Below are 26,354 nucleotides of genomic sequence, written 5' to 3'. Positions count from 1 at the left end.
CCCGGTTGCCCCAGCTATGCTCTCTGCCGCTTTCGGCGACCGCTGATGACCATTCCGGACAGCACGATCAGTACGGCGACGATGAACATGGCCGTACCGATGACATTGATCTGGACGGGTGTGCCGCGTTGCGCCGAGCCCCAGACGAACATGGGGAAGGTGACGGTCGCGCCCGCGTTGAAATTGGTGATGATGAAATCGTCGAAGGAGAGCGCGAAGGCGAGCAGCGCGCCGGCGACGATTCCGGGGGCCGCGATGGGCAGGGTGACGCGGACGAATGTCTGGATCGGTCCGGCGTACAGATCCCGGGCGGCTTCCTCCAGCTTCGGGTCCATCGACATGACGCGCGCCTTGACGGCTGTCACGACGAAGCTGAGGCAGAACATGATGTGGGCGATCAGGATCGTCCAGAAACCCAACTGAGCGCCCATGTTGAGGAAAAGGGTCAGCAGGGAGGCGGCCATGACGACCTCGGGCATCGCCATGGGAAGGAAGATCAGCGAGTTCACGGCGCCCCGCGCGCGGAAGCGGTAGCGGACCAGCGCGAAGGCGATCAGCGTGCCGAGAACCGTCGCGCCGAGTGTCGCCCAGGCCGCGATCTGCAGACTCAGTGACAGCGAACCACACAGATCGGCAACCCCGCACGGATCGGTCCAGGCGTCCGTGGAGAACTGCTGCCATTCGTAATTGAAGCGCCCCTTCGGATCGTTGAAGGAGAAGACAGTGACGACGACGTTCGGCAGGAGCAGATATCCGAGCGTCAACAGGCCCGCTATGACGACGAGATGGCGCTTGAGCCAGCGTACGAGGGTCATTTAGACCAGATCCTCCGTCCCGGACTTGCGAATGTAGAGCGTGACGATGATGAGGATCGCGGCCATGAGGATGAAGGAAAGAGCCGCGGCCGTCGGGTAGTCGAGAACCCGCAGGAACTGCCCCTGGATCACGTTTCCGACCATGCGGGTGTCCGTGGAGCCGAGCAGGTCGGCGTTGACGTAGTCACCGCTGGCGGGGATGAACGTGAGGAGCGTGCCGGAGACGACGCCCGGCATGGACAGCGGGAAGGTCACCTTGCGGAAGGTCGTGAACGGCTTGGCGTACAGGTCGTGCGCCGCTTCGTGGAGGCGTCCGTCGATGCGCTCGAGGGAGGTGTAGAGCGGCAGGATCATGAACGGCAGGAAGTTGTACGTGAGTCCGCAGACCACCGCGAGCGGCGTGGCCAGCACGCGGTCACCGGCCGTGATGCCGAGCCAGCTCGTGACGTCCAGCAGGTGCAGCGAGTTGAGGGCGCCGACGACCGGGCCGCCGTCCGCGAGGATCGTCTTCCAGGCGAGCGTACGGATCAGGAAGCTGGTGAAGAACGGCGCGATGACCAGGATCAGGATCAGATTGCGCCAGCGGCTCGCGCGGAACGCGATCAGATACGCGAGCGGGTAGCCGAGCAGCAGACACAGGGCGGTGGCGGTGCCTGCGTAGAGGACCGAGCGCAGGAACTGCGGCCAGTACTCGGAGACCGCGTCCCAGTAGGTCGCGAAGTGCCAGGTGACCTCGTAGCCCTCCTCGAGGGAACCCGTCTGCACGGACGTGGAGGCCTGGTAGACCATCGGCAGCGCGAAGAAGAGCAGCAGCCAGAGGATGCCGGGCAGGAGCAGCCAGTACGGGGTGAGGCGGCCTCTTCTGCGCGGGGGCTTCTTCTGCGGGGCGGGTGCGAGAGGCGGTGGCGCCTCGGTGACGGTCGTCATGCCGAGGCCTCTTCTCCGACGGTCTCGACTCCCGCGTCGATGTCCTGAGTCGCGTCCAGGCCGAAGGTGTGTGCCGGGTTCCAGTGCAGGACGACATCGGCGCCGGGGATGAGCCGGGCGTCGCGGTCGATGTTCTGGGCGTAGACCTCGAACTCGGGGCAGACAGGGCTGTCGATGACGTACTGCGTGGAGACGCCGATGAAACTGCTGTCGGCGATCTTCCCGGTGATGCGGTTTCGGCCTTCGGGTATCCCACCCGCGTCGTCGGCGTGCGTGAGGGAGATCTTCTCGGGGCGGATTCCGACGAGGACCTTGCCGCCGGTCGTGGTGGGCGCCGAACAGCGCGCGGCCGGCAGGGAGAGCTTGCCGTCGCCCGCCCTGAGCACGATCTCGTCGCCGCTCTTGGTGTCGACCTCGGCCTGGATCAGGTTGGAGGTGCCGAGGAAGTTGGCGACGAACGTGGTCTGCGGGTTCTCGTAGAGGTCGGCGGGCGAGCCGAGCTGCTCGACCCGGCCCGCGTTCATCACGGCGACCGTGTCGGCCATCGTCATGGCCTCCTCCTGGTCGTGCGTGACGTGGATGAACGTGATGCCCACCTCGGTCTGGATGCGCTTGAGTTCGAGCTGCATCTGACGGCGCAGCTTGAGGTCGAGGGCGCCGAGGGGTTCGTCGAGGAGCAGCACCTTGGGGTGGTTGATCAGCGCGCGGGCGACCGCGACGCGCTGCTGCTGGCCGCCGGAGAGCTGGTGCGGCTTCTTGCGGGCCTGCTCGCCGAGTTGTACGAGCTCGAGCATCTCCTCGACCTGCTTCTTCACCGACTTGATGCCGCGCCGGCGCAGACCGAAGGCGACGTTCTCGAAGATGTCGAGGTGCGGGAAGAGGGCGTACGACTGGAAGACGGTGTTCACCGGCCGCTTGTAGGGCGGCAGGTTCGTCACGTCCTGGTCTCCCAGGGACACGTTTCCCGAAGTGGGCTCCTCCAGGCCCGCGATCATCCGCAGGGTGGTGGTCTTTCCGCAACCCGATGCCCCTAGGAGGGCGAAAAACGATCCCTGGGGGACGGTCAGGTCGAGCGGGTGCACGGCGGTGAAGGAGCCGTACGTCTTGCTGATTCCGGAGAGGCGGACATCGCCGCTGGTGTCTTTCGTCATCATCGTCACGCCCCTGTGAGCTTTGCGAACTTCTCTTCGTACGCTGTCTCTTCCTTCGTGCTCAGAGAGCGGAAGGAGCGCGACTTGGCGGCCATGGCCGCGTCGGGGATGATCAGCGGGTTGTTCGCCGCGTCCTCGTCGATCTTCGCGAGTTCGGCCTTCACACCGTCCACGGGGCACACGTAGTTGATGTACGCGGCGAGCTGTGCGGCCGGGCCGGGCTCGTAGTAGTAGTCGATGAGCCGTTCGGCGTTGGTCTTGTGCCGGGCCTTGTTGGGGACCAGCAGGTTGTCGGTCGACGTCATGTAACCGCTGTCGGGGATGACGAAGTCGACGTCGGGGCTGTCCGCCTTGAGCTGGACGACATCACCGGCCCAGGCGATACAGGCCGCGAGGTCGCCTTTGGTGAGGTCGGCCGTGTAGTCGTTGCCGGTGAAGCGGCGTATCTGGCCCTGGTCGACGGCCTTCTGGAGGCGGGCGATCGCCGCGTCGTAGTCGTCGTCGGTGAATTTCGCCGGGTCCTTGCCCAGGTCCAGCAGGGTCATGCCGATGGTGTCGCGCATCTCGGAGAGGAAACCGACGCGGCCCTTGAGTTTGGGGTTGTCGAGCATGTCGGAGACGGACTTCACCTCGACGCCGTCGAGTGCCTTCTTGTTGTACGCGATGACCGTGGAGATGCCGGTCCAGGGATACGAGAAGGCGCGTCCCGGATCCCAGTCGGGGTTGCGGAACTGCTGGGAGAGGTTGGCGTACGCGTGCGGCAGGTTGGACGGGTCCAGTTTCTGGACCCACCCGAAACGGATGAGCCGGGCGGCCAGCCAGTCGGTGACACAGATGAGGTCGCGGCCGGTGTCCTGGCCTGCCGCCAGCTGTGGCTTGATCTTGCCGAAGAACTCGACGTTGTCGTTGATGTCCTCGGTGTACTTGACCTTGATGCCGGTGCGCTTGGTGAACGCGTCGAGGGTGGGGTGGCGCTTCTCGCTGTCGTCGACGTCCATGTACTCGGTCCAGTTGGAGAAGCTGATCCGCTTCTCCTTGGCCGAGTGGTCGTCGGAGTCGACACCTGCGGTGTTCTTCGCCGCCGGGATGCCGCAGGCGCTCAGTGTCGCGGCGCCGCCGAGGGTGAGGGCGCCGCCGGTGGTGGCGCGCAGCAGTGAACGGCGGGTGACGGAGGGTCCGCCGTTCCTGATGCTGCGCTGCACGTGCTTGTTCTGGCCCGCATTGTGCATGTCGCTCTCCTCCGCCGCCGTTCCCCTCCGGGGAGGGGGGTGGCGTGGCTCCAGCTCGATTTGAAGGCTGATCCTGGCAGAGGAGGGCCTATGCAACAAGGGATTCCGTTGTTGCCGCATACGGCCCTGGCCTGGTACAGGGTGCGGGTTCTCCGAGACAGAAGCTAAGCGACGGGCATACGACGCACCGGCCCACGCCCCCTCCCGCCGGAGGGAAACTGCGGGTCGTTGGGGGTACAGGCTTTCAGGGCGCGGCCTTGCTCGGGGTGCGGTTAGCCGCAGGCTTTTCAGGGGCGCGGGGAACTGCGCGACCAGCCACGACGCACCCGCAGCCGTGACACGCAGTGTCACCCACCACCCCCTGGCGGGGGCCTGGGGGCGCAACCCCCAGTTTCGGGAAGGGGCGGGGCTGGGGAAAGAAACCCCTCCCACCCCAGCCCCCGCCTACCCGCACCCCGGCGGAGCCGCTAGCGTTCGGCGACGAGCGATGTGTTGAAGCCGTCGTCGCCCGTGTTCGAGTAGTCCGTTTCGCTGTCGTCGAGCAGGCCGGGGGCGATGATGACCAGTACGAACATGGCCACGCCCAGCACAATGCCCACGGCTCCGCAGATGATCCCCGCCAGGGCCTGGCCGGCGTTGGTCGCCTCGCCCCGCCGGGCTTTTCCGCGGCCGATCGCGCCGAAGATCACGGCGAGGACGCCCAGGATGATGGCCACCGGCCAGAGGCAGAAGCCGACCGCCGAGATGATCCCGAGCACCATTCCCGTCGTGCCCATGCCGTTGCTCGGCGCCATGGGCATCCCGGGCCAGCCGTAGCCGGGACCGGCGCCAGGGGCGGCCGGATAGTAGGGCTGGCCCTGGTAGCCGTAGCCATAGCCGTAGGACGCCTGGCCCGGCCCTTCCGGGGAGATGGGAGGTGGGGGGACGGGTTCGCCGGGGCCGCCGCCCGGGGCCGCGAAGGGGTTGCCGGATGGATTCGACGGACTCGACGGATTCGGGGGCGTACCGCCAGGGCCCGCGAACGGGTTGCCGGGGCCGGAGGCGGCCGGCGGTGCCACGGGATTGGCCCAGGGCTGGGCGCCGCCCGGCGAAGGCGGCGTGCCCGCGCCGGGTATCGAGGTGACCGTCGGCTGGTCATGCACGGAAGGCGAGCCGGCGCCGCCCCGCTGCCCGGAGCTCCCGACGCCGTAGGGCGGCCCAGAAGCCCCCGCTCCCGGACCTGAACCCGCGCTCGCTCCCGACACGGCCCCGCCAGGCGCACCCCACGGATTCACCCCGGCACCGTCGCCCGGTACAGAAGCCCCCGCTCCCGAAGCTGCCCCACCCGGATACGGCTCAGCGCCCGGCTTGTCCAAGGGAACCCGGGGAGTCGCGTCCTGTGGACCTGCGCTCGGGGCTCCGGCAGTCGGAACCCGGTACTCAGGCGGAGCCCACGGGTTCGGTTCGCCGTTCCCCGGCGTACCCGGCGGCTGCGCGTCGTCGGACATGCGCGGAGTCCCCTCTGTCGTACGTTCCGTCATGTTACGGCCGGACCACCGGCCCATGACCCCGGCCTACGATGATCTCCGCACCATCCCGCACCACCGATCAGCCGATCACCCGCGCCCGCCGGACACAGGCAGGGCGCCGTTCCCGGGGAGGAACCCGTGACCGACCACCGCGACCCGAGCGTCCCGCCCGCCGTGCCCACCGGGCCCGTCCCGCGCGACCTGCACAACTTCATCGCCGGACTGCCCAAGGCCGAACTCCACGTGCACCACGTCGGCTCCGCCTCCCCCCGTATCGTCTCCGAACTGGCCGCCCGTCACCCCGACTCCAAGGTGCCGACCGACCCCGAGGCGCTCGTCGACTACTTCACGTTCACGGACTTCGCCCACTTCATCGAGGTGTACCTGTCCGTCGTGGACCTCATCCGGACCCCGGAGGACGTACGCCTCCTCACGTACGAGATCGCCCGCGACATGGCGCGGCAGCGGATCCGGTACGCCGAGCTGACCGTCACGCCGTTCTCCTCGACCCGTCGCGGTATCGACGAGGGCGCGTTCATGGACGCGATCGAGGACGCCCGCAAGGCGGCCGAGGCCGACTTCGGGACCGTACTGCGCTGGTGCTTCGACATCCCCGGAGAGGCGGGCCTCGAGGCCGCCGAGGAGACCACCCGGCTCGCCACCACGGACAAGCTCCGGCCGGAGGGCCTCGTCTCGTTCGGGCTCGGCGGGCCCGAAGTCGGTGTGGCCCGGCCGCAGTTCAAGCCGTATTTCGACCGCGCGATCGCGGCCGGGCTGCGTTCCGTGCCGCATGCGGGTGAGACCACCGGGCCGGGGACCGTCTGGGACGCACTGACCGACCTGCGAGCCGAGCGCATCGGGCACGGCACGAGTTCGGCGCAGGACCCGAAGCTCCTCGCGCACATGGCCGAGCACCGCATCGCCCTGGAGGTGTGCCCGACCTCCAACATCGCCACGCGCGCGGTCCGCACGCTCGACGAACACCCGATCAAGGAGTTCGTACGGGCCGGGGTGCTCGTGACGATCAACTCCGACGATCCGCCGATGTTCGGCACGGACCTCAACAACGAGTACGCGGTGGCCGCCCGCCTCCTGGACCTCGACGAACAAGGTCTCGCCGCGCTCGCCAAGAACGCCGTCGAGGCGTCGTTCCTCGACCCGGCAGGCAAGACGGAGCTGGCAGGAGAGATCGACACTTACACCGCGGCATGGCTCGCGAACTGACCCAGCACAATGGGCCCATGCGCACCGTGACAGCCGTGGCCCATCGCGGCGACCCCTACCGCGTCCGCGAGAACACGATCGACTCGCTGCGTTCCGCGCTCCAACAGGGCGCGGACGCCGTGGAGTTCGATGTCCGGCTGACCCGCGACGATGTGCCGGTGCTGCTGCATGACGCGACGCTGAAGCGGCTGTGGGAACACGACCGGCCGCTGATCTCGCTCTCCGCGGACGAAGTGCACGGACTCACCTCCGGTGGCGTTCCCACCCTGGAGGAGGCCCTGAAGGCAACCGATCACGGCCGCTTCATGGTCGACCTGCCGGGCGCCGCGACTCCCCGGGCCGTACGCCGGATCGTCGACGTCATCCGCGATCTCGGCGCCGACGAGCGCGTGTACTACAGCGCCGGCGCCGAGACCATGCTCGCCGTCCGCGCGGCCGACCCCGCCGCGGAGATCGCCCTCACCTGGACCACGCTCGCGCCCCCACGCCCCGCCCTCCTCGAAGCGATCCGCCCCCGCTGGCTCAACTACCGCTTCAGCCTGGTCGACCGCGACCTCGCCGCCCGCGTCCACCGCGACGGCCACCTCCTGTCGACCTGGACCCCCGACACCCGCCGCTCGATGCGACGGCTGCTGGATGCGGGGGTCGACTCGATCACGACGAACCGCATCGACACGCTGTGCTCGCTTCGGCAGGTGCCGTCAGAAGCTCCCTAGGTCGTCACCCGGGAGCGCTGTGGCACCGTCGCCGGATCGGCGGGCTTCGAGCGGGTGACGTACTGGGGCACCGGAGCGGTGTCCTTGCCGTTGTCGCGGGTGAGGCCGTAGCGGATGGCGCCCTGTTCGGGGCCGGTCGTGATGTCCTTGTTCACCGCTTCCCAGTCCGTCGGGAAGACGCTCAGGCCGTAGGAGGCGCCGCGTTCGTTGACGTTGAGGGTGACGGTGCCGTCGACGTAGAAGAACTCGTTCTGCCACATCTGCTGGGTGCCTTCCGGCAGGACGGTGAAGCCGATGTCCGGGCTGCCCATTCCGGTGGCGTAGCCGGGCCGGGTGCCGCCGGCGTCGTCCATCCGTCGGCCGCCGCCGGACGCGACGTGGAAGAGCTTGCCGCTCAGGCCGGTCCAGGTCGGCATGGTGAGGCCGCCGGGCCGGTCGTGCGGGGAGATCTGCCAGCGCACCAGTACGTAGCCCTGGCCGCTGAGCGTCACGCTCTCGCCACGGTGCTGCATCACGATCCGCCCGCCACCGGTGCTGGTGATGCCGGACTCGGGTCGGCGCGGCAGGTCGGCGGGACGGGCATTCGGGTCGGGGGCCTGGTCGACGGCGTCGACGACCGTGCCGTACAGGCTGGCTCTCTGCGTCGGTGAGGGGGTGGGCGTCGGCGTGGGCGTGGGCGTGGGTGACGGACTCGGGCGGACCGTGCTCGACGTCGTGGGAGCCGCGACGCGGGGGCGCGGCGCGTCCGGCGGCTGTGTGACCACGTACGCGCCGCCCGCGACCATCGTCGCCCCGGCCGTCATCGCCACCGCGGGCTTGGTGAAAGCGCCGACGATCTTGGCGGACCAGCCGACGGTCGTGGCGGCCGTCGTGGCGGCGACCGCCGTCTTGCCGCCGAAGACCAGGGAGAGCGTGAAGCCGACGGGGACGGGGACGAGCGCGAGCCCGACGAGCAGGCGTTCGGCGGGTACGACCTTCTCGCGGCGTCCGGAACAGTGGCGGCAGTCCCGTATGTGCCGGGCCAGCCGCTTGCGCCACACCGAGTCGGGCTGTCCGTCCCAGCGGGCGGTGACGTCGCGCAGATCAGGGCAGGACGAGCCGAGCGCCCGCACGATGCCCCGCGCGGTCTCCAGGCGTGCCTTCATCCGCTGGACGCGCACGGCGGTGTGCTGCCGGCTGATGCCGAGGGCCGACGCCAGCTCGCGCCGGGTGAGCTCGCCCGCGACCTCCAGCCACCACAGCGAGAGGAGCTGCCGGTCCTCGTCGTCGAGCCAGCGCACCGCCTCCGCGACCTCGCGTCGCTGCCCCTCCAACTGAAGCCGCAGTACGGTCAGTTCGGCGAAGTCGGCGGCCTCGTGCGCGGCGTCCTCGGCCAGTGACTCGGACGTACGGCGCCGCGCCCGGTCCCGTATCTGCCGCATCGCGATGGCGACCAGCCAGGAGCGGAAACTGTCCGGATCGCGCAGCGAGCCGAGGTTGTCCACGGTCCGCAGCATGGTCTCCTGCACGACGTCGTCGACGTCCGCGTGACCGTTCAGTGCACGGCCGACGATGTTGTAGACCAGCGGCAGCCAGCCCTCGACCAGCTCGTCGAGGGCGCGCCGGTCACCGGCCTGCGCTGCCGCGATGGTCGTACGCCACTGCCGACCGTCCACGTACGTCCCTTCCCGCACACGTGTCATCTCCTCCGCCGCCTTCCGGACGCACATTCTCAGCCATCGCTGTGAGGCATGGTGTCAGGTGGGCCTGCGTGCCGGGCGTGCCGCGTGTGCACAGGAGACGGCGGAAACCTCACCGCGATAACAGTTTTTTCACGGGTTCGGCTCGCGGCCTTAGGGGAGATCCCTGACAACACCCTTGGCCTGCAGGTGAGTTGACTGGGGGCAGCCCCAGGGGAGGCACCCTCCTCGGTGAGGATCCGCATGGGCGGCGTACGCGCGGAGGATGAAGATCCACCCACCTTGAGGAGCCGCCCGATGCATAACCGTGTCCGTACCGCCTGCGCCGCTCTCGTCGTCCTGGGCCTGGCAGCCGGCCCCCTGGCCGGTGCCGCCGCCGCTTCCCCCGCCGCAACGGTCGTGCGGGAGGCCGACGGCCCGAACGACAAGGCCCTGAGCGCCGCGATCGCCGACCTGCCGGACCTGTCGGACAAGGACGCGACGGCCGCACTCGTACGGGTCGGCGGCACGGGCGGCAGCTGGCACGGCAGCTCCGGCGTACACGACCTCGCCACCGGTCGCGCCGCCCTGGAACACGGGCGATTCAGGGCCGGTTCCACGACGAAGGTGGTAACGGCGGCCGTCGTGCTCCAGCTCGCGGCCGAGGGGGAGGTGGACCTGGACGGGCACGTCCAGACGTACCTTCCCGGCCTGCTGTCGGACGACTTCGACCCCATCACCGTACGGCAGTTGCTGACCTTCACCAGTGGGCTGAAGCCGGGCATTTCACTGGGCGCCGAAGACGGTGAGGGCTTCGAGAACCGCTACAAGACGCTGACGCCCGAGGAGGTCGTGGCCTCGTCCGTCGCCAAGGGGCGCGCCTTCGATCCGGGCAAGCGGCAGCAGTACGGCAACATCGACTACACCGTGCTCGGCATGCTCATCGAGAAGGTCACGCGCGACTCGTACGAGAACCAGGCGGCCGAACGGATCTTCAAGCCGCTCGGCATGCAGCGCACATCCTTCCCCTGCGGACCCGACCCCCGCATCCACGGCCCCCACAACCGCGGTTACCAGAGACTTGCCGACGGCCGCCTCGTGGACGCCACGGAGTGGAACATGTCGGACCGCTGGGCGGCGGGCGACATGATCTCCACCACCGCGGACCTGGAACGCCTGCTCCTCGGCCTGTTCCGCGGAAAGGTCGTCCCGCAGCCGCTGCTGAAGCAGGAGATGCTCACGTTGCCGAAGGTCGAGGAGGGAGAAGCGACCATGAGTGCAGGCTTGCAGTACTACGAGAAGGACGGCCTCACCCTCTGGCTCAAGTCCGGCTCCCGCCCCGGCTACCGCACGATGATCGCCACGACCCCCGATCTCTCCCGCACCCTCGTCCACTCGATCAACGCAACCAACGCGAAGGCCGTGGCCATGAACCCGGTGGAGGAGCAGATCCTCCGCGCCGCCTTCGCTTCCTGAGCACAAAAGTGCGGGCCTGCTCCGGCCAGAGCAGGCCCGCACCACCCTGTGAGGCGTCGTCAGTCCAGCGACGTCATCACGTGCTTGATCCGCGTGTAGTCGTCGAAGCCGTACGACGACAGGTCCTTGCCGTAACCCGACTTCTTGAAGCCGCCGTGCGGCATCTCCGCGACCAGCGGGATGTGCGTGTTGATCCAGACGCAGCCGAAGTCGAGGGCCTTGGACATGCGCATCGCGCGCCCGTGGTCCTTCGTCCAGACCGAGGAGGCCAGCGCGTACTCGACGCCGTTCGCCCACTCGAGGGCCTGGTTCTCGTCCGTGAAGGACTGGACGGTGATGACCGGCCCGAAGACCTCCTTCTGGATGATCTCGTCGTCCTGCTTGAGGCCGGAGACGACGGTCGGGGCGTAGAAGAAGCCCTTGTCGCCGACGCGCTTGCCGCCGGTCTCCACGCGCGCGTGGGCGGGCAGCCGCTCGATGAAGCCGCTGACCTGCTTGAGCTGGTTCGGGTTGTTCAGTGGCCCGTACAGCACGTCTTCGTCGTCCGGCTGGCCCGTCTTCGTGTCGGCGGCGGCCTTGGCGAGCGCGGCCACGAACTCGTCGTGGATGGACTCCTGGACGAGGACGCGGGTGGCGGCCGTACAGTCCTGGCCCGCGTTGAAGAAGCCCGCGACCGAGATGTCCTCGACAGCCTTGGCGATGTCGGTGTCCTCGAAGACGACGACCGGCGCCTTGCCGCCCAGCTCCAGATGAACCCGCTTGAGGTCCTTGGAGGCGGACTCGGCGACCTGCATACCGGCCCGTACGGAACCGGTGATCGAGGCCATCGCCGGGGTCGGGTGCTCGACCATCAGACGGCCGGTGTCACGGTCGCCGCAGATGACGTTGAAGACGCCCTTGGGGACGATCGAGCCGATGATCTCGGCCATCAGGACCGTCGACGCGGGAGTCGTGTCGGACGGCTTCAGCACGACCGTGTTGCCCGCGGCGAGCGCCGGGGCGAACTTCCATACGGCCATCATCATCGGGTAGTTCCAGGGCGCGACCTGCGCGCAGACGCCGACGGGCTCGCGGCGGATGATGGACGTCATGCCGTCCATGTACTCCCCGGCCGCGCGGCCCTCGAGCATCCGGGCGGCACCCGCGAAGAAGCGGATCTGGTCGACCATGGGCGGGATCTCTTCGGACCGGGTCAGCCCGATCGGCTTGCCGGTGTTCTCCACCTCCGCGGCGATGAGTTCCTCGGCCCGCTCCTCGAAGGCGTCCGCGATCTTGAGGAGGGCCTTCTGGCGCTCGGCCGGGACCAGGTCCCGCCAGGCCGGGAAGGCCGCGGCCGCGGCGGCCATCGCGGCGTCGACGTCCGCCTGCCCGGACAGCGGCGCGGTGGCGTACGCCTCGCCCGTCGCGGGGTTGACCACCTCGGTGGTCCGTCCATCGGCGGCATCGCGGAACTCTCCGTCGATGTAGTTGCGCAGACGACGCAGCTCAGTGCTCACTGCCGGCCCTCCTGTCGGGTTCGACTGTCTTCGACTGTCCAATACCTGAGACACCCACCCTAATCCGATGCCCCACGTTTTCAACACCCCCGATCGCCTCAGATCTGCGAAATCCGCAAGCATTAGCCGCGTAAACAACGGATTTCATCGATCAAGGCTTGCGGAACTGTCGAGTCCTCGTGCACAGTGAGCCTGTGGCCAGTCGAAGCGCAGACCCCAGGGACACGAGGGACGCAAAGGGCTCCCGCGAGTCCAGGAACGGGTCGAGGAACAGCAAACCCCAGCTGGACTCCGTCTCCCTCGCCATCATCGAGCAGCTCCAGGAAGACGGCCGTCGTCCGTACGCCGCGATCGGCAAGGCCGTCGGCCTGTCGGAGGCGGCCGTGCGCCAACGCGTCCAGAAGCTGCTCGACCAGGGCGTGATGCAGATCGTCGCCGTCACGGACCCGCTCACCGTGGGCTTCCGGCGGCAGGCGATGGTCGGCATCAACGTCGAGGGCGACACCGAGTCCGTGGCCGACGCGCTGACTGACATGTCGGAAGTCGAGTACGTGGTGATGACCGCCGGCTCCTTCGACCTCCTCGCCGAGATCGTCTGCGAGGACGACGACCATCTGCTGGACGTCATCAACAAACGCATCCGGGCCCTGTCCGGCGTGCGCTCCACCGAGAGCTTCGTCTATCTGAAACTCAAGAAGCAGACCTACATGTGGGGAACCCGATAGCCGTGAGCAAGGACCTCAGCAAAGCCGCGTACGACCACCTGTGGATGCACTTCACCCGCATGTCCTCGTACGAGAACGCGCCCGTTCCCACCATCGTCCGGGGCGAGGGCACCTACATCTACGACGACAAGGGCAAGCGCTACCTCGACGGTCTCGCGGGTCTGTTCGTGGTCCAGGCCGGACACGGCCGGGTGGAGCTGGCCGAGACCGCCTCCAAGCAGGCGCAGGAACTGGCGTTCTTCCCGGTCTGGTCGTACGCCCACCCCAAGGCGATCGAGCTGGCCGAGCGCCTCGCGGGCCACGCCCCCGGCGATCTGAACAAGGTCTTCTTCACCACGGGCGGCGGCGAGGCGGTCGAGACCGCCTGGAAGCTCGCCAAGCAGTACTTCAAGCTGGTGGGCAAGCCGACCAAGTACAAGGTCATCTCGCGCGCGGTCGCCTACCACGGCACTCCGCAGGGCGCCCTGTCCATCACCGGCCTGCCCGCTCTGAAGGCCCCGTTCGAGCCGCTGGTCCCCGGCGCCCACAAGGTCCCGAACACCAACATCTACCGCGCCCCGATCCACGGCGACGACCCGGAGGCCTTCGGCCGCTGGGCCGCCGACCAGATCGAGCAGCAGATCCTCTTCGAGGGCCCGGAGACGGTCGCGGCCGTCTTCCTGGAGCCGGTGCAGAACGCGGGCGGCTGTTTCCCGCCGCCGCCCGGCTACTTCCAGCGGGTCCGCGAGATCTGCGACCAGTACGACGTACTGCTCGTCTCGGACGAGGTCATCTGCGCCTTCGGCCGGCTCGGCACGATATTCGCCTGCGACAAGTTCGGATACGTCCCGGACATGATCACCTGCGCCAAGGGCATGACCTCGGGCTACTCCCCCATAGGCGCCTGCATCGTCTCGGACCGCCTCGCCGAGCCGTTCTACAAGGGCGACAACACCTTCCTGCACGGCTACACCTTCGGCGGCCACCCCGTGTCCGCGGCCGTGGGCCTCGCCAACCTCGACCTGTTCGAGCGCGAGAAGCTCAACCAGCACGTGCTCGACAACGAGAACGCGTTCCTGACGACCCTGCAGAAGCTGCACGACCTGCCGATCGTCGGCGACGTCCGCGGCAACGGCTTCTTCTACGGCATCGAGCTGGTCAAGGACAAAGCCACCAAGGAGAGCTTCACGGACGAGGAGTCGGAGCGCGTGCTCTACGGCTTCGTCTCCAAGAAGCTCTTCGAGTACGGCCTGTACTGCCGCGCCGACGACCGCGGTGACCCGGTGGTGCAGCTCGCGCCGCCGCTGATCTCGGACCAGTCGACGTTCGACGAGATCGAGGGGATCGTCCGCCAGGTGCTGACGGAGGCATGGACCCAGCTCTGATCTCCCTCATGCTCTGATCATCCTCATGGCTGATCAACACAGGCCCCGGTGCCGCCCGTTCGAGTGAGAATGGGCGGCACCGGGGCCGCGTACGTCCGGCCTTCCGGCCCTGACTCCCTAGCGTGCCCAGTGACCGATCGGCCCTGCCTTCGTTCCCCCGGAAGGGGGGACTTCCTCCCGGTCCGGGGGGATTCCGCGGCATTTCTGATCCGAACCGAGGTGTACGCCATGGTGGCTCCGCCGGACAACGACGTGCTCTGGGCACGTGCCCTGCATGTCAAGCACAACGGCTCTCCCGCGCTCAGCGGCGTCTCGCTCGGGGTCCGCGTGGGCGAGATCCTCGCCGTCGGCGGCCCGCGCGGCAGCGGCAAGACCACGCTGCTGAGGTGCCTGTCCGGGCAACTCCTGCCGCAGCAGGGGGAGGTCTGGTTCAACAGCACGCCCGTGCACACCATGGGCCCGCACACCCGCGAACGGCTCCGCCGCGACCGCTTCGGCTGGATCGACCCGGCGCCCGTCCTGGTGCCCGAACTGAACGCCTGGGAGAACGCCGCGCTGCCGCTGATGCTGCGCGGCGTGGGGCGCCGCCAGGCCAAGACCACCGCCCTGGAGTGGCTGGAACGCCTCGACATCGGCGGTTGTGCCCGTCGGCGCCCGTACGCCCTGCTCCAGGCCGAGCGCCAGCGCGTCGCCATCGCCCGCGCGCTGGTCCCCGCGCCCACCGTGCTCTTCGCCGACGAGCCGACCGCCCCGCTGCACCGCGTCGAGAGCGCCAGCGTCCTGCGTACGCTCACGACAGCGGCCCGTTCGCACGGCATCACGGTCGTGCTGGCCACGCACGACGCGGACACCGCGGCCCTCGCCGACCGCAAGGTGTCGCTGCTGGACGGGCGGCGCGTGAACACCGTCCATCTGCCTCCGGCCACCGAGACCGAGTCGGAAGGCCGGGCCGCGTGCTCGCTCTCCGCCTAGCCCGGGGCGCCCGGCCCGCCGTTCAGCTCCGCCGGTTCCTGGTCGCGGTGGCGTCGGCGGGCACGGGCTTCCTGCTCCTGTGCGCCCTGGGGTTCGCGATGGGGCACCCGCACGACTCCTCGGCCGCCGTGCTCCGGCTCGCCTGGTGCCTCGCGCCGCTCGCCGCCACCGTGCAGTTCGCGGTGGCGGTCGCCCGCACCGACCCGGCCACCCGTCCCCGGTCCGGCCTCTCGGCGATCGGTCTGGGACCGGGTCGGCTGATGCTCCTCGCGGCGATCTCCACGGCGGTGTCCTGCACGCTCGGTTCGGTGATCGCGCTGCTCTGCGTGCTCCACCTGCGCGGCGATCTGAGCGGTCTGCCCTTCGACGGCGAGGCCTCCGAACTGCTCGCCGGGAACCAGCCGTTGCCCCTTGCGGCCACGCTCACGCTGCTGGCGCTGGTACCGCTCGCCGCGTCACTGGCGAGCGCGCTGGCACTGCGTCCGCGCGAAGGCAGGCCGTCCGGCGCCGGTACGACCCGCGGGACCGGCACGCGCGCAGCCGCCACCGGAGTCGGCGGCTCTGACGGTTCCGACGGCTCTGGCGGTTCCGACCGCGACGCTCACCCTGACGCCCCGGGCCCACCGATGGAGCCGCACCCCGCCCCTCGCCCCACTCCCACCGGCCTGCCCTGGGGCGTGGCGGTGCTCGCGGCCGGGCTCGCCGTCGAGACGTACGCGAGTCGCAGCGGCCCCGCGTCCGGTCCCGACCTGCCCGGCTCTCTCGCGGGCGGCTCCGTCGGTGTGCTCCTCGGCTGGGCACTGACCACGCTGGGCCTGGCGATGGCGGGCCCCGCGCTCACCCACCTGAGCGGCCGACTGCTGCAGGCGGTGCGGCCGGGCGCGTTGCGGCTGCTGGCCGGACGCATCCTCATGGAGGAGGCGGGACGCATCGGCCGGCCGCTCGGCGTGGTGTGCGCGGTCGCGTCGGGGGCGTACGCCATGGCCACGCTCCATGCCGACGCGCGCCCCGAGGTGGGGCCGCTCACCGTGCTGGGCGTGCTGCTCGTGGCGGGCTGCGCCGTCGGAACGCTTCTGACAGCCGCGGTCGAGGCCAAGCACGCTCGTGCGGACACCACGGCGGCGCTGCTGGGGCTCGGCGCGCCCGCCACATTGCTGCGTGGCGCCGCCGCACTCCGCGCGGGCGTGCTGCTCGCCGTCCTCGGCCCGCTGACCTGGGCGATCGCAGGGCTGGCGGCAGTTCCGCTGGCCGACTGATCCCCCGCACGAAAAAAGTTCGCGACAGCCGATGAGTTTTCGGCGAGCCTCTGGTCTAACCCATCGAACAGCACGTCACCACAAAAGGGGAGAGACCGCACATGTACCAGCAGATGATCTTCGTGAACCTCGCCGTCAACGACCTCGACACCTCGAAGAAGTTCTTCACGGAACTCGGCTACGAGATCAACAAGCAGTTCTCCGACGAGCACTGCGCCAGCGTCGTCATCAGCGACACGATCGTCGCGATGATCATGGACAAGCAGCGCTACGCGGACTTCACGAAGAAGGAGATCGCGGACTCGACGAAGACCAGCGAGGTACTGCTGTGTCTGAGCGCCGAGAGCCGCGAGAAGGTCGACGAGCTGGTCGAGAAGGCGCTGGCGGCGGGCGGGTCCCCGGCGGGCGAGACGCAGGACCACGGCTTCATGTACGGCCGCGCCTTCGACGACCCGGACGGCCACACCTGGGAGATCATGTGGATGGACCCGGCGGCCGTCCAGGGCTGAGGTCCAGGGCACAACGCGTTGCTTACGCGGCCACTCCTAGCATGGGCGGGTGCAGACTATGCCCGCCCATGCGGCCCACCACCAAGACAACGAGATCGAGACCCTCGAAGAGTTCGACGCGATCGTCTCCGCGCGCGGGACTCTCGCCGGGTTCCGCGTCCAGGCCGTTGATCTGACGGACCGTACGCGGGAGTTGCTCACCACCGACACCGCGGGGGCCGTCTTCCTCGGCTGCCCGATGCGCGAGGAGGCGGCGGCGAAGGTCCGCGCCGCCGGCGCCCTGGTCTTCCCGCCGGTCCCGGACCTGCCCTTCGACCCGTACCGCGGTCATGTCTACACGCCCGGCGAGCTGTTCGCCTCGCTCGACAAGGGCTACGAACAGACGCCGGACGCCCTCGCCTACGCCTGGTTCCAGCAGACCAAGGCCGACGGCGACGTCTACGCGTCGATGCTGCGCTCCGTCCACGACGACTCCGTCTCCGACGCCCTCGACGAACTCCTGCGCGGGACACGAGTGGTGGGGGTGATGGGAGGCCACGCGATGGCCCGCGGCACTGAGGCGTACGAGCGCGCCGCGCGGCTCGGACGCGCGCTGGCAGGGGCCGGCTTCACGGTGGCGACGGGCGGCGGCCCGGGCGCCATGGAGGCGGCGAACCTGGGCGCGTACGCGGCACCGTACGACGACGCGATGCTGGCGGATGCCTGCCAGCTCCTCGGCAAGGCGCCCTCGTTCACGCCCTCGATCACCGAATGGGCCCGGTCCGCCTTCGAAGTGCGCGAGCGCTGGCCGAAGGGCAACCACTCCGTCGGGATCCCCACCTGGTTCTACGGCCATGAGCCGCCGAACGCCTTCGCCTCCCACATCGCCAAGTACTTCGCCAACGCCACCCGCGAGGACGGCCTGCTGGCCCGCTCGAACGCGGGCGTCGTCTTCCTGCCGGGCGCCGCCGGGACCGTACAGGAGGTCTTCGACAACGCGACGCCGAACTACTACGAGTCGCGCGGCGAGCCCACCCCCATGGTCCTGGTCGACCGCGTCCACTGGACGGAGCGGCTGCCGGTCTGGCCGCTGCTTCAGTCGCTGGCCAGGAACCGCTCGATGGAGCCACGGATCGCCCTCGTGGACCACGTCGAGGAGGCACCGGAGGCATTGGTCCGGCTGGCTCGGGCAAGCGTCGGCTGAGGGCAGGTGGCAGGGCAGGTCGGCACGGTCACGGCGAGATCGGCGCCGTTCAAGCACTCCCTCAACAGCTCGGTCTGCGCGACGATTTCGTCGCAGTAGCGATCATGTCCGGGGTCGGGTCCGAGGAGCTTCATGCCCGGCACTTCAGATCGACGGCACCCCGTCGAGCACGACGATCTCGGCGGCGTCGAACGCCACTCCGACCTCGCCCCCCGGCTCCGGCGCATCCCGCAGTGCGCACGCCGCCTCCAGCCGCGGTGCGCTCTCCGGCTGCAGGTGTACGGAGACATGCGTGCCGCGGAACGTGCGCGCCGCGACCTTGCAGCGCAGTCCCTCCGCCGGCGGTACGAGTCGTACGCCCGCGGGCCTGATGAGCAGCGTGACCTCGCCCTGTGGGGCACCGGTGGGTACCGGAACCTTGCCCCACGGTGTGTCCGCGGCCTCTCCGCTGACGCTCGCTCCGACCACGTTCTCGAAGCCGAGGAAGCGGGCCACGAACTCGTCCGCCGGCCGCTGCCACACCTCGAGTGGCGTACCGGACTGGGCGATCCGCCCGTCGCGCATCACGACGACGCGGTCGGCGAGCGCGAACGCCTCGCCCTGGTCGTGGGTGACCGCGAGCACGGTGGTACCCAACTCGCTGAAGAGTTCCCGGAGTTCGACGACGAGCCGCTCGCGCAGGGAGCGGTCGAGCTGGCCGAGCGGTTCGTCGAGCATGAGCAGCCGGGGGCGCGGGGCGAGCGCGCGGGCGAGTGCGACGCGCTGCTGCTCGCCTCCGGAGAGGGAGGCGATGGCCCTCGAAGCGGCTCCCGGCAGACCGACGAGTTCCAGCAACTCCCTTACCCGTATGCCCTGTTGCGCCTTCGACGCACCGTGCATCCGCAGCCCGAAGGACACGTTGCCGCCCACATCGCGCTGCGGGAACAGCTGGTGGTCCTGGAACATCAGGCCGACGCCCCGCTTGTGCGCGGGGACCCCGCCGAGGTCCCGGCCGTCCAGGAACACCCGCCCGGAGTCGAGCGGCTGCAGCCCCGCGACCACCCGCAGCAGCGTCGACTTGCCGCTGCCGCTGGGCCCGAGCACACACACGATCTCGTGCTCGGCGACGTCGAGGCTGACGGCGTCCAGCGCGGTACGCCCCCCGAACCGTACGGTCGCCTCATCCAGCTCGAGCATCGTCAGAACTCCCCCGTCCGGTCGGTGCGTATACGTTCCAGGAGGAGCAGCGCCACCGCGCACACCACCATCAGAATCGTCGAAAGGGCCATCGCCTGACCGTAGTTGAGCTCGCCCGCACGCCCCAGGAGTCGAGCGACGGCGACCGGCAGCGTCGGGTTGTCGGGCCGCGCGATGAAGACGGTCGCGCCGAACTCACCGAGCGACACGGCGAAGGCGAACCCGGCCGCGACCAGCAGAGCCCGCCGCACCATCGGCAGATCGACCTCCCGCCACACCCGCCACGGCGAGGCCCCGAGCACGGCCGCCGCCTCGCGCAGCCGTACGTCCACGGCTCGCAGGACGGGCAGCATGGTGCGTACGACGAAGGGGACGCCGACCAGTGCCTGGGCCAGCGGCACCAGGATCCAGCTGCTTCTGAGGTCCAGCGGCGGCTCGTCGAGCGCGATCAGGAAACCGAAGCCGACGGTCACGGCGGAGACACCGAGCGGGAGCATGAGCAGCGCGTCGAAGCCCCGTACGAGACGACCGGCGTCCCGGCGGGTGAGGGCGGCTGCCGCGAGTCCGCCGATCAGCAGGGCGAGGGCGGTGGCGGCGAGGGCGTACTGGAGTGAATTGCCGACGGCCTCGATGGGCGGTACGAGGAAGACGCCGCTCTCGTCGCTGGTCAGCGCCTTGTAGTACGCGAACCCGGGTGCGTCCAGCGAGCGTTGGACCAGCACGGCCAGCGGCAGTACGAGCAGTACGGCGGCGGTGCCGAGGACGGCGGCGAGCAGCGCCCACTGCCCGGCGCCGCGCGGCCGTCGCGCGGTCACGGAGGCGTCGACCAGGCGCAGGGCCGTCTCCCGGCGGCGTACCGTCCACGCGTGGACCGCGAGAACCGCCCCCACCGCCACGAACTGGATCATGGTGAGCACGGCAGCGGTGGAGAGGTCGAAGATCTCCGAGGTCTGCCGGTAGATCTCGACTTCGAGCGTGGCGAAGGTGGGACCGCCGAGGATCTGCACCACACCGAAGGAGGTGAAGGTGAAGAGGAAGACCATCAGCGCGGCGGCGGCCACAGCCGGGCCCAGAGCGGGGAGCGTGACCTTCCGCCAGGCCGCGAGCCGTGAGGCGCCGAGGACCCGCGCGGCCTCCTCCTGACGCGGGTCGAGTTGCGACCAGAGGCCGCCGACCGTGCGTACGACGACGGCGTAGTTGAAGAAGACGTGCGCCAGCAGGATGGCCCAGACGGTGGTGTCGAGGCGTACGCCCCACAGCTCGTCGAGGAGTCCACCGCGCCCGACCAGCGCCAGGAAGGCAGTCCCGACGACGACCGTCGGCAGCACGAACGGGACGGTGATGACAGCCCGCAGCACCTGCTTGCCCCTGAAATCGAAGCGCGCGAAAACGTATGCGCCGGGGAGCGCGATCAGCAGGGTGAGAGCGGTCGAGACAAGCGCCTGCCAGGTCGTGAACCACAGGACATGCTGGATGTCGGACTGGGCGAGCACCTCACCGACCCGCCCCAACTGCCAGGCCCCGTCGATCTTGAGACCACGGGCCACGATCGCCGCGACGGGGTAGGCGAAGAAGAGCGCGAAGAACACGACGGGCACGACCAGCAGGGCGAGCCGCGCCGCGCTCTTCCCGGGAGCCGGTGTCCTGGGGCGTCCGGCCCTTACTTCAGTACGAGCGACGTCCACGACTTGACCCACTGGTCACGGTTCTTGGCGATGTCCTCGGGCGCCATGACCTCGTAGTCCTCCGCCGGGGCGCCGTACTTCGTGAACTCCTCGGGGATCTGCGCGTCCTCGCGCATCGGGTACACGAACATGTTGAGCGGCATGTCGACCTGGAACTTCTTCGAGATGAGGAAGTCGATGAGGGCCTTGCCGCCCTTGGCGTTCTTGGCGTTGCTGAGCAGTCCCGCGTACTCGATCTGCCGGAAGCAGGTGCCATAGGCGACGCCGGTCGGTGCGGTGTCCGGCTTGGGGTCGGCGAAGACGACCTCGGCGGGCGGAGAGGAGGCGTAGGAGACGACGAGCGGCCGGTCCCCCTTCGCCTTCTTGCCGCCGGCGGACCCGGAGAACTCCTCGTTGTAGGCCTGCTCCCAGCCGTCGACGACCTTCACGCCGTTGGCCTTGAGCTTCGTCCAGTAATCCTGCCAGCCGTCGTCGCCGTATTTTGCGGCGGTGCCCAGCAGGAAGCCGAGGCCGGGCGAGGAGGTGGAGGCGTTCTCGGTGACGAGGAGGTCCTTGTACTCGGGCTTGACGAGGTCGTCGAAGGACTCCGGCGGGGTCAGGTCGTTCTCTTCGAAGTAGGTCTTGTCGTAGTTGACGCAGATGTCGCCGAAGTCGATGGGCGTGACCCGCTTCTTCTGCTGGTCGATCCGGTACTCCGGGGGCAGCAGATCGGAGTCCTTGGCCTCGTACTTCTGGAACAGGTCGTTGTCGAACGCCCGGGACAGCAGGGTGTTGTCGACGCCGAAGAGGACATCGCCCTGTGGGTTGTCCTTGGTGAGGACCGCCTTGTTGAGGGCCTGGCCCGCGTCCCCGTCCTTGAGGACCTTCACCTGGTAGCCGGACTGCTTCTCGAAGTCGCTGATCACGCTCTTGGACGCCGCCCATGAGTCATGGCTGACGAGGGTGACGGTCTTGGACTCCGAGGCCCCTTCCCCGTCCCCGGAGTCGGACGACGTGCAAGCGGACAACGTGACCAGACCGAGCCCGACGGCCACGGCCACGAACTTCTTGGTGGTGCTCACTGGATCCCTCCTGGGGATGACCAGAAGAGACGCGGCCCTGCCCGGCACTCTCGGAGAACTCCCGAGGCTCCCGGGCAGGGCACAACAGCTGGCTCGAGTGAAGACCGAACTTCCTACCCAGAATGACCTGGGCGAGGTTCAGAGGGTCTGCGGCCGTGCCGCACTCTCAGCGCTGTGGCGCTCCCCTGTCGGATTTTGCAGGTATGAAGATGTGTACGGAGGTCAGAGTACCGCCTGATCCGCCCGTGCCCACCGCTCGGTGGACGCTGTGATCAGCCCGTGCCCTGACTCCCGTCAGCGCTCAGTGGCCGCGAGCTGCCCGCACGCCCCGTCGATCTCCTGGCCACGGGTGTCCCGGACGGTGACCGGCACCCCGTGCGCGGCGATCGCCTCGACGAACGCCTTCTCGTCCTCGGGCCGCGAGGCGGTCCACTTGGAGCCGGGCGTCGGGTTCAGCGGAATCAGGTTGACGTGCACGGGCTTGCCCTTGAGCAGCCGACCGAGCCGGTCGCCGCGCCACGCCTGGTCGTTGATGTCCCGGATCAGCGCGTACTCGATGGACAGCCGACGCCCGGACCTGGCCGCGTACTCCCAGCCGGCGTCGAGGACTTCCCGCACCTTCCAGCGTGTGTTGACGGGTACGAGGGTGTCGCGCAGCTCGTCGTCCGGCGCGTGCAGCGAGATGGCGAGCCGGCACTTGAAGCCCTCGTCGGCGAACCGGTGGATGGCGGGGACCAGTCCGACGGTCGACACGGTGATGCCGCGCTGCGACAGCCCGAGCCCGTCCGGCTCGGGGTCGGTGAGCGCCCGTATCGCCCCGACGACGCGCTTGTAGTTGGCGAGGGGCTCGCCCATGCCCATGAAGACGATGTTGCTGAGCCGCGCCGGGCCACCGGGGATCTCGCCGTCCCTGAGGGCCCGCATGCCGTCGACGATCTGGTGCACGATCTCGGCGGTCGACAGATTCCGGTCGAGCCCGGCCTGCCCGGTGGCACAGAAGGGGCAGTTCATGCCGCAGCCCGCCTGCGAACTGATGCACATGGTGACCCGGTCCGGGTAGCGCATCAGCACGGACTCGACGAGTGTCCCGTCGAACATTCGCCACAGGGTCTTGCGGGTCGTGTCCTGGTCGGTCGACAGGTGCCGTACGACCGTCATCAGCTCGGGAAGCAGCGCCTCCTGGAGCTTGGCTCGCGAACCGGCGGGGATGTCGGTCCACTGCTCCGGATCGTGTGCGTACCGCGCGAAGTAGTGCTGCGAGAGCTGCTTGGCACGAAACGGCTTCTCACCGATCGCGGCAACGGCTTCCTTGCGCTCGGCGGGCGAGAGATCGGCAAGATGCCGCGGCGGCTTCTTGGCTCCGCGGGGGGCGACGAAAACGAGTTCTCCGGGCTTCTGCATGGCCATACCAGTGTCGCAGACATACGAAGAGGGGCTCGCCACCTGTGGACAACGAGGTGGACAACGAGCCCCTCACGTATGAACGTGCAGGTCAGCAGCGATTCACAAAGGTCATCCCGAACCGACGAAGATCACCAGCAACAGCCACACCACCGGAGCCGTGGGCAGCAGCGAATCCAGTCGATCCATGATGCCGCCGTGGCCCGGCAGCAGCGTCCCCATGTCCTTGATGCCGAGGTCGCGCTTGATCATGGACTCGCCGAGGTCGCCCAGAGTGGCGGTGACCGCGACCGCGAAGCCCATGAGCAGGCCCTGCCACCAGGTGCCGTCCTCGATCAGGAACTGCATGAACAGTGCGCCGGCCACCATGGCGAAGGCGACCGCGCCCAGCAGGCCCTCCCGGGTCTTGCCGGGGCTGATGCGCGGGGCGAGCTTGTGCGTTCCGAAGCGCCAGCCGATGGCGTACGCGCCCGTGTCACTCACCACGGCCAGCGCCAGGAACGTGAGGACCCGCCACGCGCCGTCGTCGGCGGTGAGCATCATCGCCACGAACGTGGCCAGGAACGGGATGTAGAAGGCCGCGAAAACGCCCGCCGTGACGTCTTTGAGGTAACCCTCGGGTGGTTCCGTCATACGCCAGACGAGGACCGCGAGAGCGGTGAGCGCCATCGCCACCCAGGCGCCCTCTGCCCCCCGCACGTATCCGGCGACGACCATCGCCGCACCGCCGAGTGCGAGCGGCACCAAGGGCGCCTTGATGCTCTTGCGCTCCTGGAGCCGCGAGGTGAGCTCCCACAGGCCGACCACGACGGCGACCACTATGACGCCGACGAAGACGGCCTTGACGACGAACAGCGACACGACGATCACCGCACCGAGCGCGACGCCGACCCCTATGGCAGCACCCAGGTCGCGGCCCGCGTTCTTCTTCTGCGGTGCGGACGCCGGCTGTGAGGCGCTGGACATGGGCTCCTGCGGCTTGGGCTGGTGCTGCGACGGGGCCCGGTGCGACGGCGTCTCGTCGCGGAACAGGGGGCCACCCGTCAAAGCGGCCCCCCGTTCGTCATCCTGGTCTCCGCCATGCGCGGGTACGTCGGGCACGATGGGCATGGGGCGAGTCTGCTGGGCGTTGTGCGCGTCGTACGCGGGACCCGCCGGGGCAGCCCCCTGGACAGGCCCCTGGTCGGACGGCCCCCAGTACCCGGCTTGTGGCGGCGCCCCCCAGGAAGAGTCGTTCATCAGACCTCGAGCAGCTCTGATTCCTTGTGCTTGAGCAGCTCGTCCACCTGGGCGACGTACTTCGCGGTGGTGTCGTCGAGCTCCTTCTCCGCACGGCGGCCCTCGTCCTCGCCGACCTCGCCATCCTTGATCATCTTGTCGATGGCGTCCTTGGCCTTGCGGCGCACGGACCGGATCGAGACCTTGGCGTCCTCGCCCTTGGTCTTGGCGACCTTGATGTAGTCCCTGCGTCGCTCCTCGGTCAGCTCGGGGAACACCACCCGAATGATGTTGCCGTCGTTGCTCGGGTTGACGCCCAGGTCGGAGTCGCGGATCGCCTGCTCAATGTTGCGCAGCGCGCTCTTGTCGAACGGGGTCACCACGGCCATACGCGGTTCCGGCACCGAGAACGAGGCCAGCTGGTTGATCGGCGTCAGTGCGCCGTAGTAGTCGGCCACGATCTTGTTGAACATCGCCGGGTGCGCACGACCGGTGCGGATCGCGGCGAAGTCCTCCTTGGCGACCACGACGGCCTTCTCCATCTTCTCCTCGGCCTCGAGGAGGGTCTCTTCGATCACCACTTGCTCCTGCGTGTCTTGAGTAGGCCCGGCAGCTGTTCCTGGTCGGGGTCGGCAGCCGGCTGCGTCGCGTCTTATTACTGCACGGTTCCCGACCGGCAGGACATTGTCCATCCCCCGGTCAGGGTCCGTCCTCCTGGCGGGGACAGTCCCGGTCAGGCCCGGCTGCCTTGGTCACCCACGAGAGTGCCGATCTTCTCACCCTTGACGGCCCGCGCGATATTGCCCTCCGCCAGAAGCTCGAAGACCAGGATGGGCAGCTTGTTGTCCCGGCAGAGCGTGATGGCCGTCATGTCGGCGACCTTCAGGTCCCGCGTGATGACCTCGCCGTAGCTGAGCGAGTCGAACTTGACGGCCCCGGAGTTGGTCTTCGGATCGGAGTCGTAGACCCCGTCCACACCGTTCTTGCCCATCAGCAGGGCTTCCGCGTCGATCTCCAGGGCGCGCTGGGCGGCGGTGGTGTCGGTGGAGAAGTACGGCATGCCCATACCGGCGCCGAAGATGACCACGCGGCCCTTCTCCAGGTGGCGCACGGCGCGCAGCGGGATGTACGGCTCCGCGACCTGCCCCATGGTGATGGCGGTCTGCACGCGCGAGTCGATGCCCTCTTTCTCCAGGAAGTCCTGAAGGGCGAGGCAGTTCATGACCGTACCGAGCATGCCCATGTAGTCGGAGCGGGCCCGGTCCATGCCGCGCTGCTGCAGCTCGGCACCGCGGAAGAAGTTGCCGCCGCCGATGACGACGGCGATCTGGGCACCACCGCGGACAACGGAGGCCACCTCGCGGGCGATTTTGTGCACCACGTCGGGGTCGACGCCCAGTCCCCCGCCACCGGCGAACGCCTCACCGGAAAGCTTCAGCAGAAAGCGCCCCGCGCCTTTGCCGTGATCGCTCTTGTCGTCCTTGTCGGCCTTGGTGGTGGTCATGGAGATCCCGCCTCTTTTACGTGTCGCACATACGAAGGAGGCCATTGCCGGTGGGTGTTCTCATCCCATGCGCGGCAATGGCCTCCTCGTCAGATCTGCT

22 protein-coding genes and 1 pseudogene are annotated in these 26,354 nt (G+C 68.8%); 9 read left to right on the top strand and 14 right to left on the bottom strand.

The genetic code is table 11. The annotated features are described in order from the left end of the window. Window positions 1–14: 14 nt before the first annotated feature. The 5 genes from OP79_RS17540 to OP79_RS51020 form a co-directional block, all read right to left on the bottom strand. Complete coding sequence (locus OP79_RS17540) at window positions 15–815, bottom strand: ABC transporter permease (RefSeq protein WP_033321143.1); 801 nt, start codon at window positions 813–815, stop codon at window positions 15–17. After that, window positions 816–1,742, bottom strand: coding sequence for an ABC transporter permease (locus OP79_RS17535; RefSeq protein ID WP_033321142.1), 927 nt, complete (start codon window positions 1,740–1,742; stop codon window positions 816–818). Then, complete coding sequence (locus tag OP79_RS17530) at window positions 1,739–2,893, bottom strand: ABC transporter ATP-binding protein (RefSeq protein ID WP_211270815.1); 1,155 nt, start codon at window positions 2,891–2,893, stop codon at window positions 1,739–1,741. Before OP79_RS17530 ends, OP79_RS17535 begins: the two co-directional genes overlap by 4 nt. 5 nt (window positions 2,894–2,898) lie before the next feature. After that, window positions 2,899–4,122, bottom strand: coding sequence for an ABC transporter substrate-binding protein (locus tag OP79_RS17525; RefSeq protein WP_033321140.1), 1,224 nt, complete (start codon window positions 4,120–4,122; stop codon window positions 2,899–2,901). A gap of 467 nt (window positions 4,123–4,589) precedes the next feature. Beyond that, window positions 4,590–5,264: a DUF4190 domain-containing protein gene (locus OP79_RS51020; RefSeq protein ID WP_063741935.1), complete on the bottom strand. Its 675-nt coding sequence runs from the start codon at window positions 5,262–5,264 to the stop codon at window positions 4,590–4,592. A 400-nt stretch (window positions 5,265–5,664) separates the two neighbouring features. Between OP79_RS51020 and OP79_RS17515 the strand changes: the two are divergent. Then, window positions 5,665–6,854, top strand: a pseudogene (locus OP79_RS17515) (adenosine deaminase). 17 nt (window positions 6,855–6,871) lie between these two features. After that, the gene (locus OP79_RS17510) at window positions 6,872–7,570 is read left to right on the top strand and encodes a glycerophosphodiester phosphodiesterase (RefSeq protein ID WP_033321203.1); all 699 of its coding nucleotides are present in this window, start codon (window positions 6,872–6,874) and stop codon (window positions 7,568–7,570) included. Here the strand turns inward: OP79_RS17510 and OP79_RS17505 are convergent. Continuing rightward, window positions 7,567–9,252: an RNA polymerase sigma factor gene (locus OP79_RS17505; RefSeq protein ID WP_033321202.1), complete on the bottom strand. Its 1,686-nt coding sequence runs from the start codon at window positions 9,250–9,252 to the stop codon at window positions 7,567–7,569. The genes OP79_RS17510 and OP79_RS17505 overlap by 4 nt on opposite strands. A 294-nt stretch (window positions 9,253–9,546) precedes the next feature. Between OP79_RS17505 and OP79_RS17500 the strand changes: the two genes are divergently transcribed. After that, window positions 9,547–10,704, top strand: coding sequence for a serine hydrolase domain-containing protein (locus OP79_RS17500; protein ID WP_033321138.1), 1,158 nt, complete (start codon window positions 9,547–9,549; stop codon window positions 10,702–10,704). 59 nt (window positions 10,705–10,763) lie between these two features. Here the strand turns inward: OP79_RS17500 and OP79_RS17495 are convergent, their stop codons facing one another. Beyond that, window positions 10,764–12,200 carry a gamma-aminobutyraldehyde dehydrogenase gene (locus OP79_RS17495; RefSeq protein WP_033321137.1) on the bottom strand — a complete coding sequence of 479 codons (1,437 nt, stop codon included), beginning with the start codon at window positions 12,198–12,200 and terminating at the stop codon, window positions 10,764–10,766. A 179-nt stretch (window positions 12,201–12,379) separates the two neighbouring features. Between OP79_RS17495 and OP79_RS17490 the strand changes: the two genes are divergently transcribed. From OP79_RS17490 to OP79_RS17465, 6 genes are all read left to right on the top strand, one after another. Further along, window positions 12,380–12,925, top strand: coding sequence for an Lrp/AsnC family transcriptional regulator (locus OP79_RS17490; protein WP_033321136.1), 546 nt, complete (start codon window positions 12,380–12,382; stop codon window positions 12,923–12,925). Beyond that, complete coding sequence (locus OP79_RS17485) at window positions 12,910–14,289, top strand: aspartate aminotransferase family protein (protein ID WP_033321135.1); 1,380 nt, start codon at window positions 12,910–12,912, stop codon at window positions 14,287–14,289. The genes OP79_RS17490 and OP79_RS17485 overlap by 16 nt, the downstream gene beginning before the upstream one ends. Window positions 14,290–14,517: 228 nt before the next feature. Further along, window positions 14,518–15,261 (top strand): ABC transporter ATP-binding protein, encoded by a 744-nt coding sequence (locus OP79_RS17480; RefSeq protein WP_033321134.1) that lies wholly within the window; start codon window positions 14,518–14,520, stop codon window positions 15,259–15,261. Continuing rightward, on the top strand, window positions 15,243–16,517 hold the full coding sequence (locus OP79_RS17475) for a hypothetical protein (RefSeq protein ID WP_033321133.1): 1,275 nt from the start codon (window positions 15,243–15,245) through the stop codon (window positions 16,515–16,517). The genes OP79_RS17480 and OP79_RS17475 overlap by 19 nt, the downstream gene beginning before the upstream one ends. A gap of 101 nt (window positions 16,518–16,618) precedes the next feature. Then, complete coding sequence (locus OP79_RS17470; protein ID WP_033321132.1) at window positions 16,619–17,026, top strand: VOC family protein; 408 nt, start codon at window positions 16,619–16,621, stop codon at window positions 17,024–17,026. A gap of 49 nt (window positions 17,027–17,075) precedes the next feature. Further along, window positions 17,076–18,209: an LOG family protein gene (locus OP79_RS17465; protein WP_033321131.1), complete on the top strand. Its 1,134-nt coding sequence runs from the start codon at window positions 17,076–17,078 to the stop codon at window positions 18,207–18,209. Window positions 18,210–18,353: 144 nt separating this feature from the next. On the opposite strand, the gene OP79_RS17460 is transcribed toward OP79_RS17465, so the two are convergent. The 7 genes from OP79_RS17460 to pyrH form a co-directional block, all read right to left on the bottom strand. After that, window positions 18,354–19,385: an ABC transporter ATP-binding protein gene (locus tag OP79_RS17460; RefSeq protein WP_033321130.1), complete on the bottom strand. Its 1,032-nt coding sequence runs from the start codon at window positions 19,383–19,385 to the stop codon at window positions 18,354–18,356. A 2-nt stretch (window positions 19,386–19,387) separates the two neighbouring features. Beyond that, window positions 19,388–21,070: an ABC transporter permease gene (locus tag OP79_RS17455; protein ID WP_078491841.1), complete on the bottom strand. Its 1,683-nt coding sequence runs from the start codon at window positions 21,068–21,070 to the stop codon at window positions 19,388–19,390. Continuing rightward, window positions 21,046–22,131: a thiamine ABC transporter substrate-binding protein gene (locus OP79_RS17450; RefSeq protein WP_033321200.1), complete on the bottom strand. Its 1,086-nt coding sequence runs from the start codon at window positions 22,129–22,131 to the stop codon at window positions 21,046–21,048. The genes OP79_RS17455 and OP79_RS17450 overlap by 25 nt, the downstream gene beginning before the upstream one ends. Window positions 22,132–22,425: 294 nt before the next feature. Continuing rightward, entirely contained in the window at window positions 22,426–23,532 is a 1,107-nt protein-coding gene (rlmN, locus tag OP79_RS17445; protein WP_033321199.1) for a dual-specificity RNA methyltransferase RlmN, read from the bottom strand. Between the two features lie 111 nt (window positions 23,533–23,643). After that, window positions 23,644–24,771 (bottom strand): phosphatidate cytidylyltransferase, encoded by a 1,128-nt coding sequence (locus OP79_RS17440; protein WP_078491840.1) that lies wholly within the window; start codon window positions 24,769–24,771, stop codon window positions 23,644–23,646. Then, window positions 24,771–25,328, bottom strand: coding sequence for a ribosome recycling factor (frr, locus tag OP79_RS17435; RefSeq protein ID WP_033321128.1), 558 nt, complete (start codon window positions 25,326–25,328; stop codon window positions 24,771–24,773). The genes OP79_RS17440 and frr overlap by 1 nt, the downstream gene beginning before the upstream one ends. A gap of 155 nt (window positions 25,329–25,483) precedes the next feature. Further along, entirely contained in the window at window positions 25,484–26,254 is a 771-nt protein-coding gene (gene pyrH / locus OP79_RS17430) for a UMP kinase (protein WP_033321127.1), read from the bottom strand. Between the last annotated feature and the right edge of the window lie 100 nt (window positions 26,255–26,354).

It is taken from the genome of Streptomyces yerevanensis (genome assembly GCF_000716805.1).
GTDB classification, from domain to species: domain Bacteria; phylum Actinomycetota; class Actinomycetes; order Streptomycetales; family Streptomycetaceae; genus Streptomyces; species Streptomyces flaveus.
This window is presented reverse-complemented; position numbering and strand designations above follow the sequence as displayed.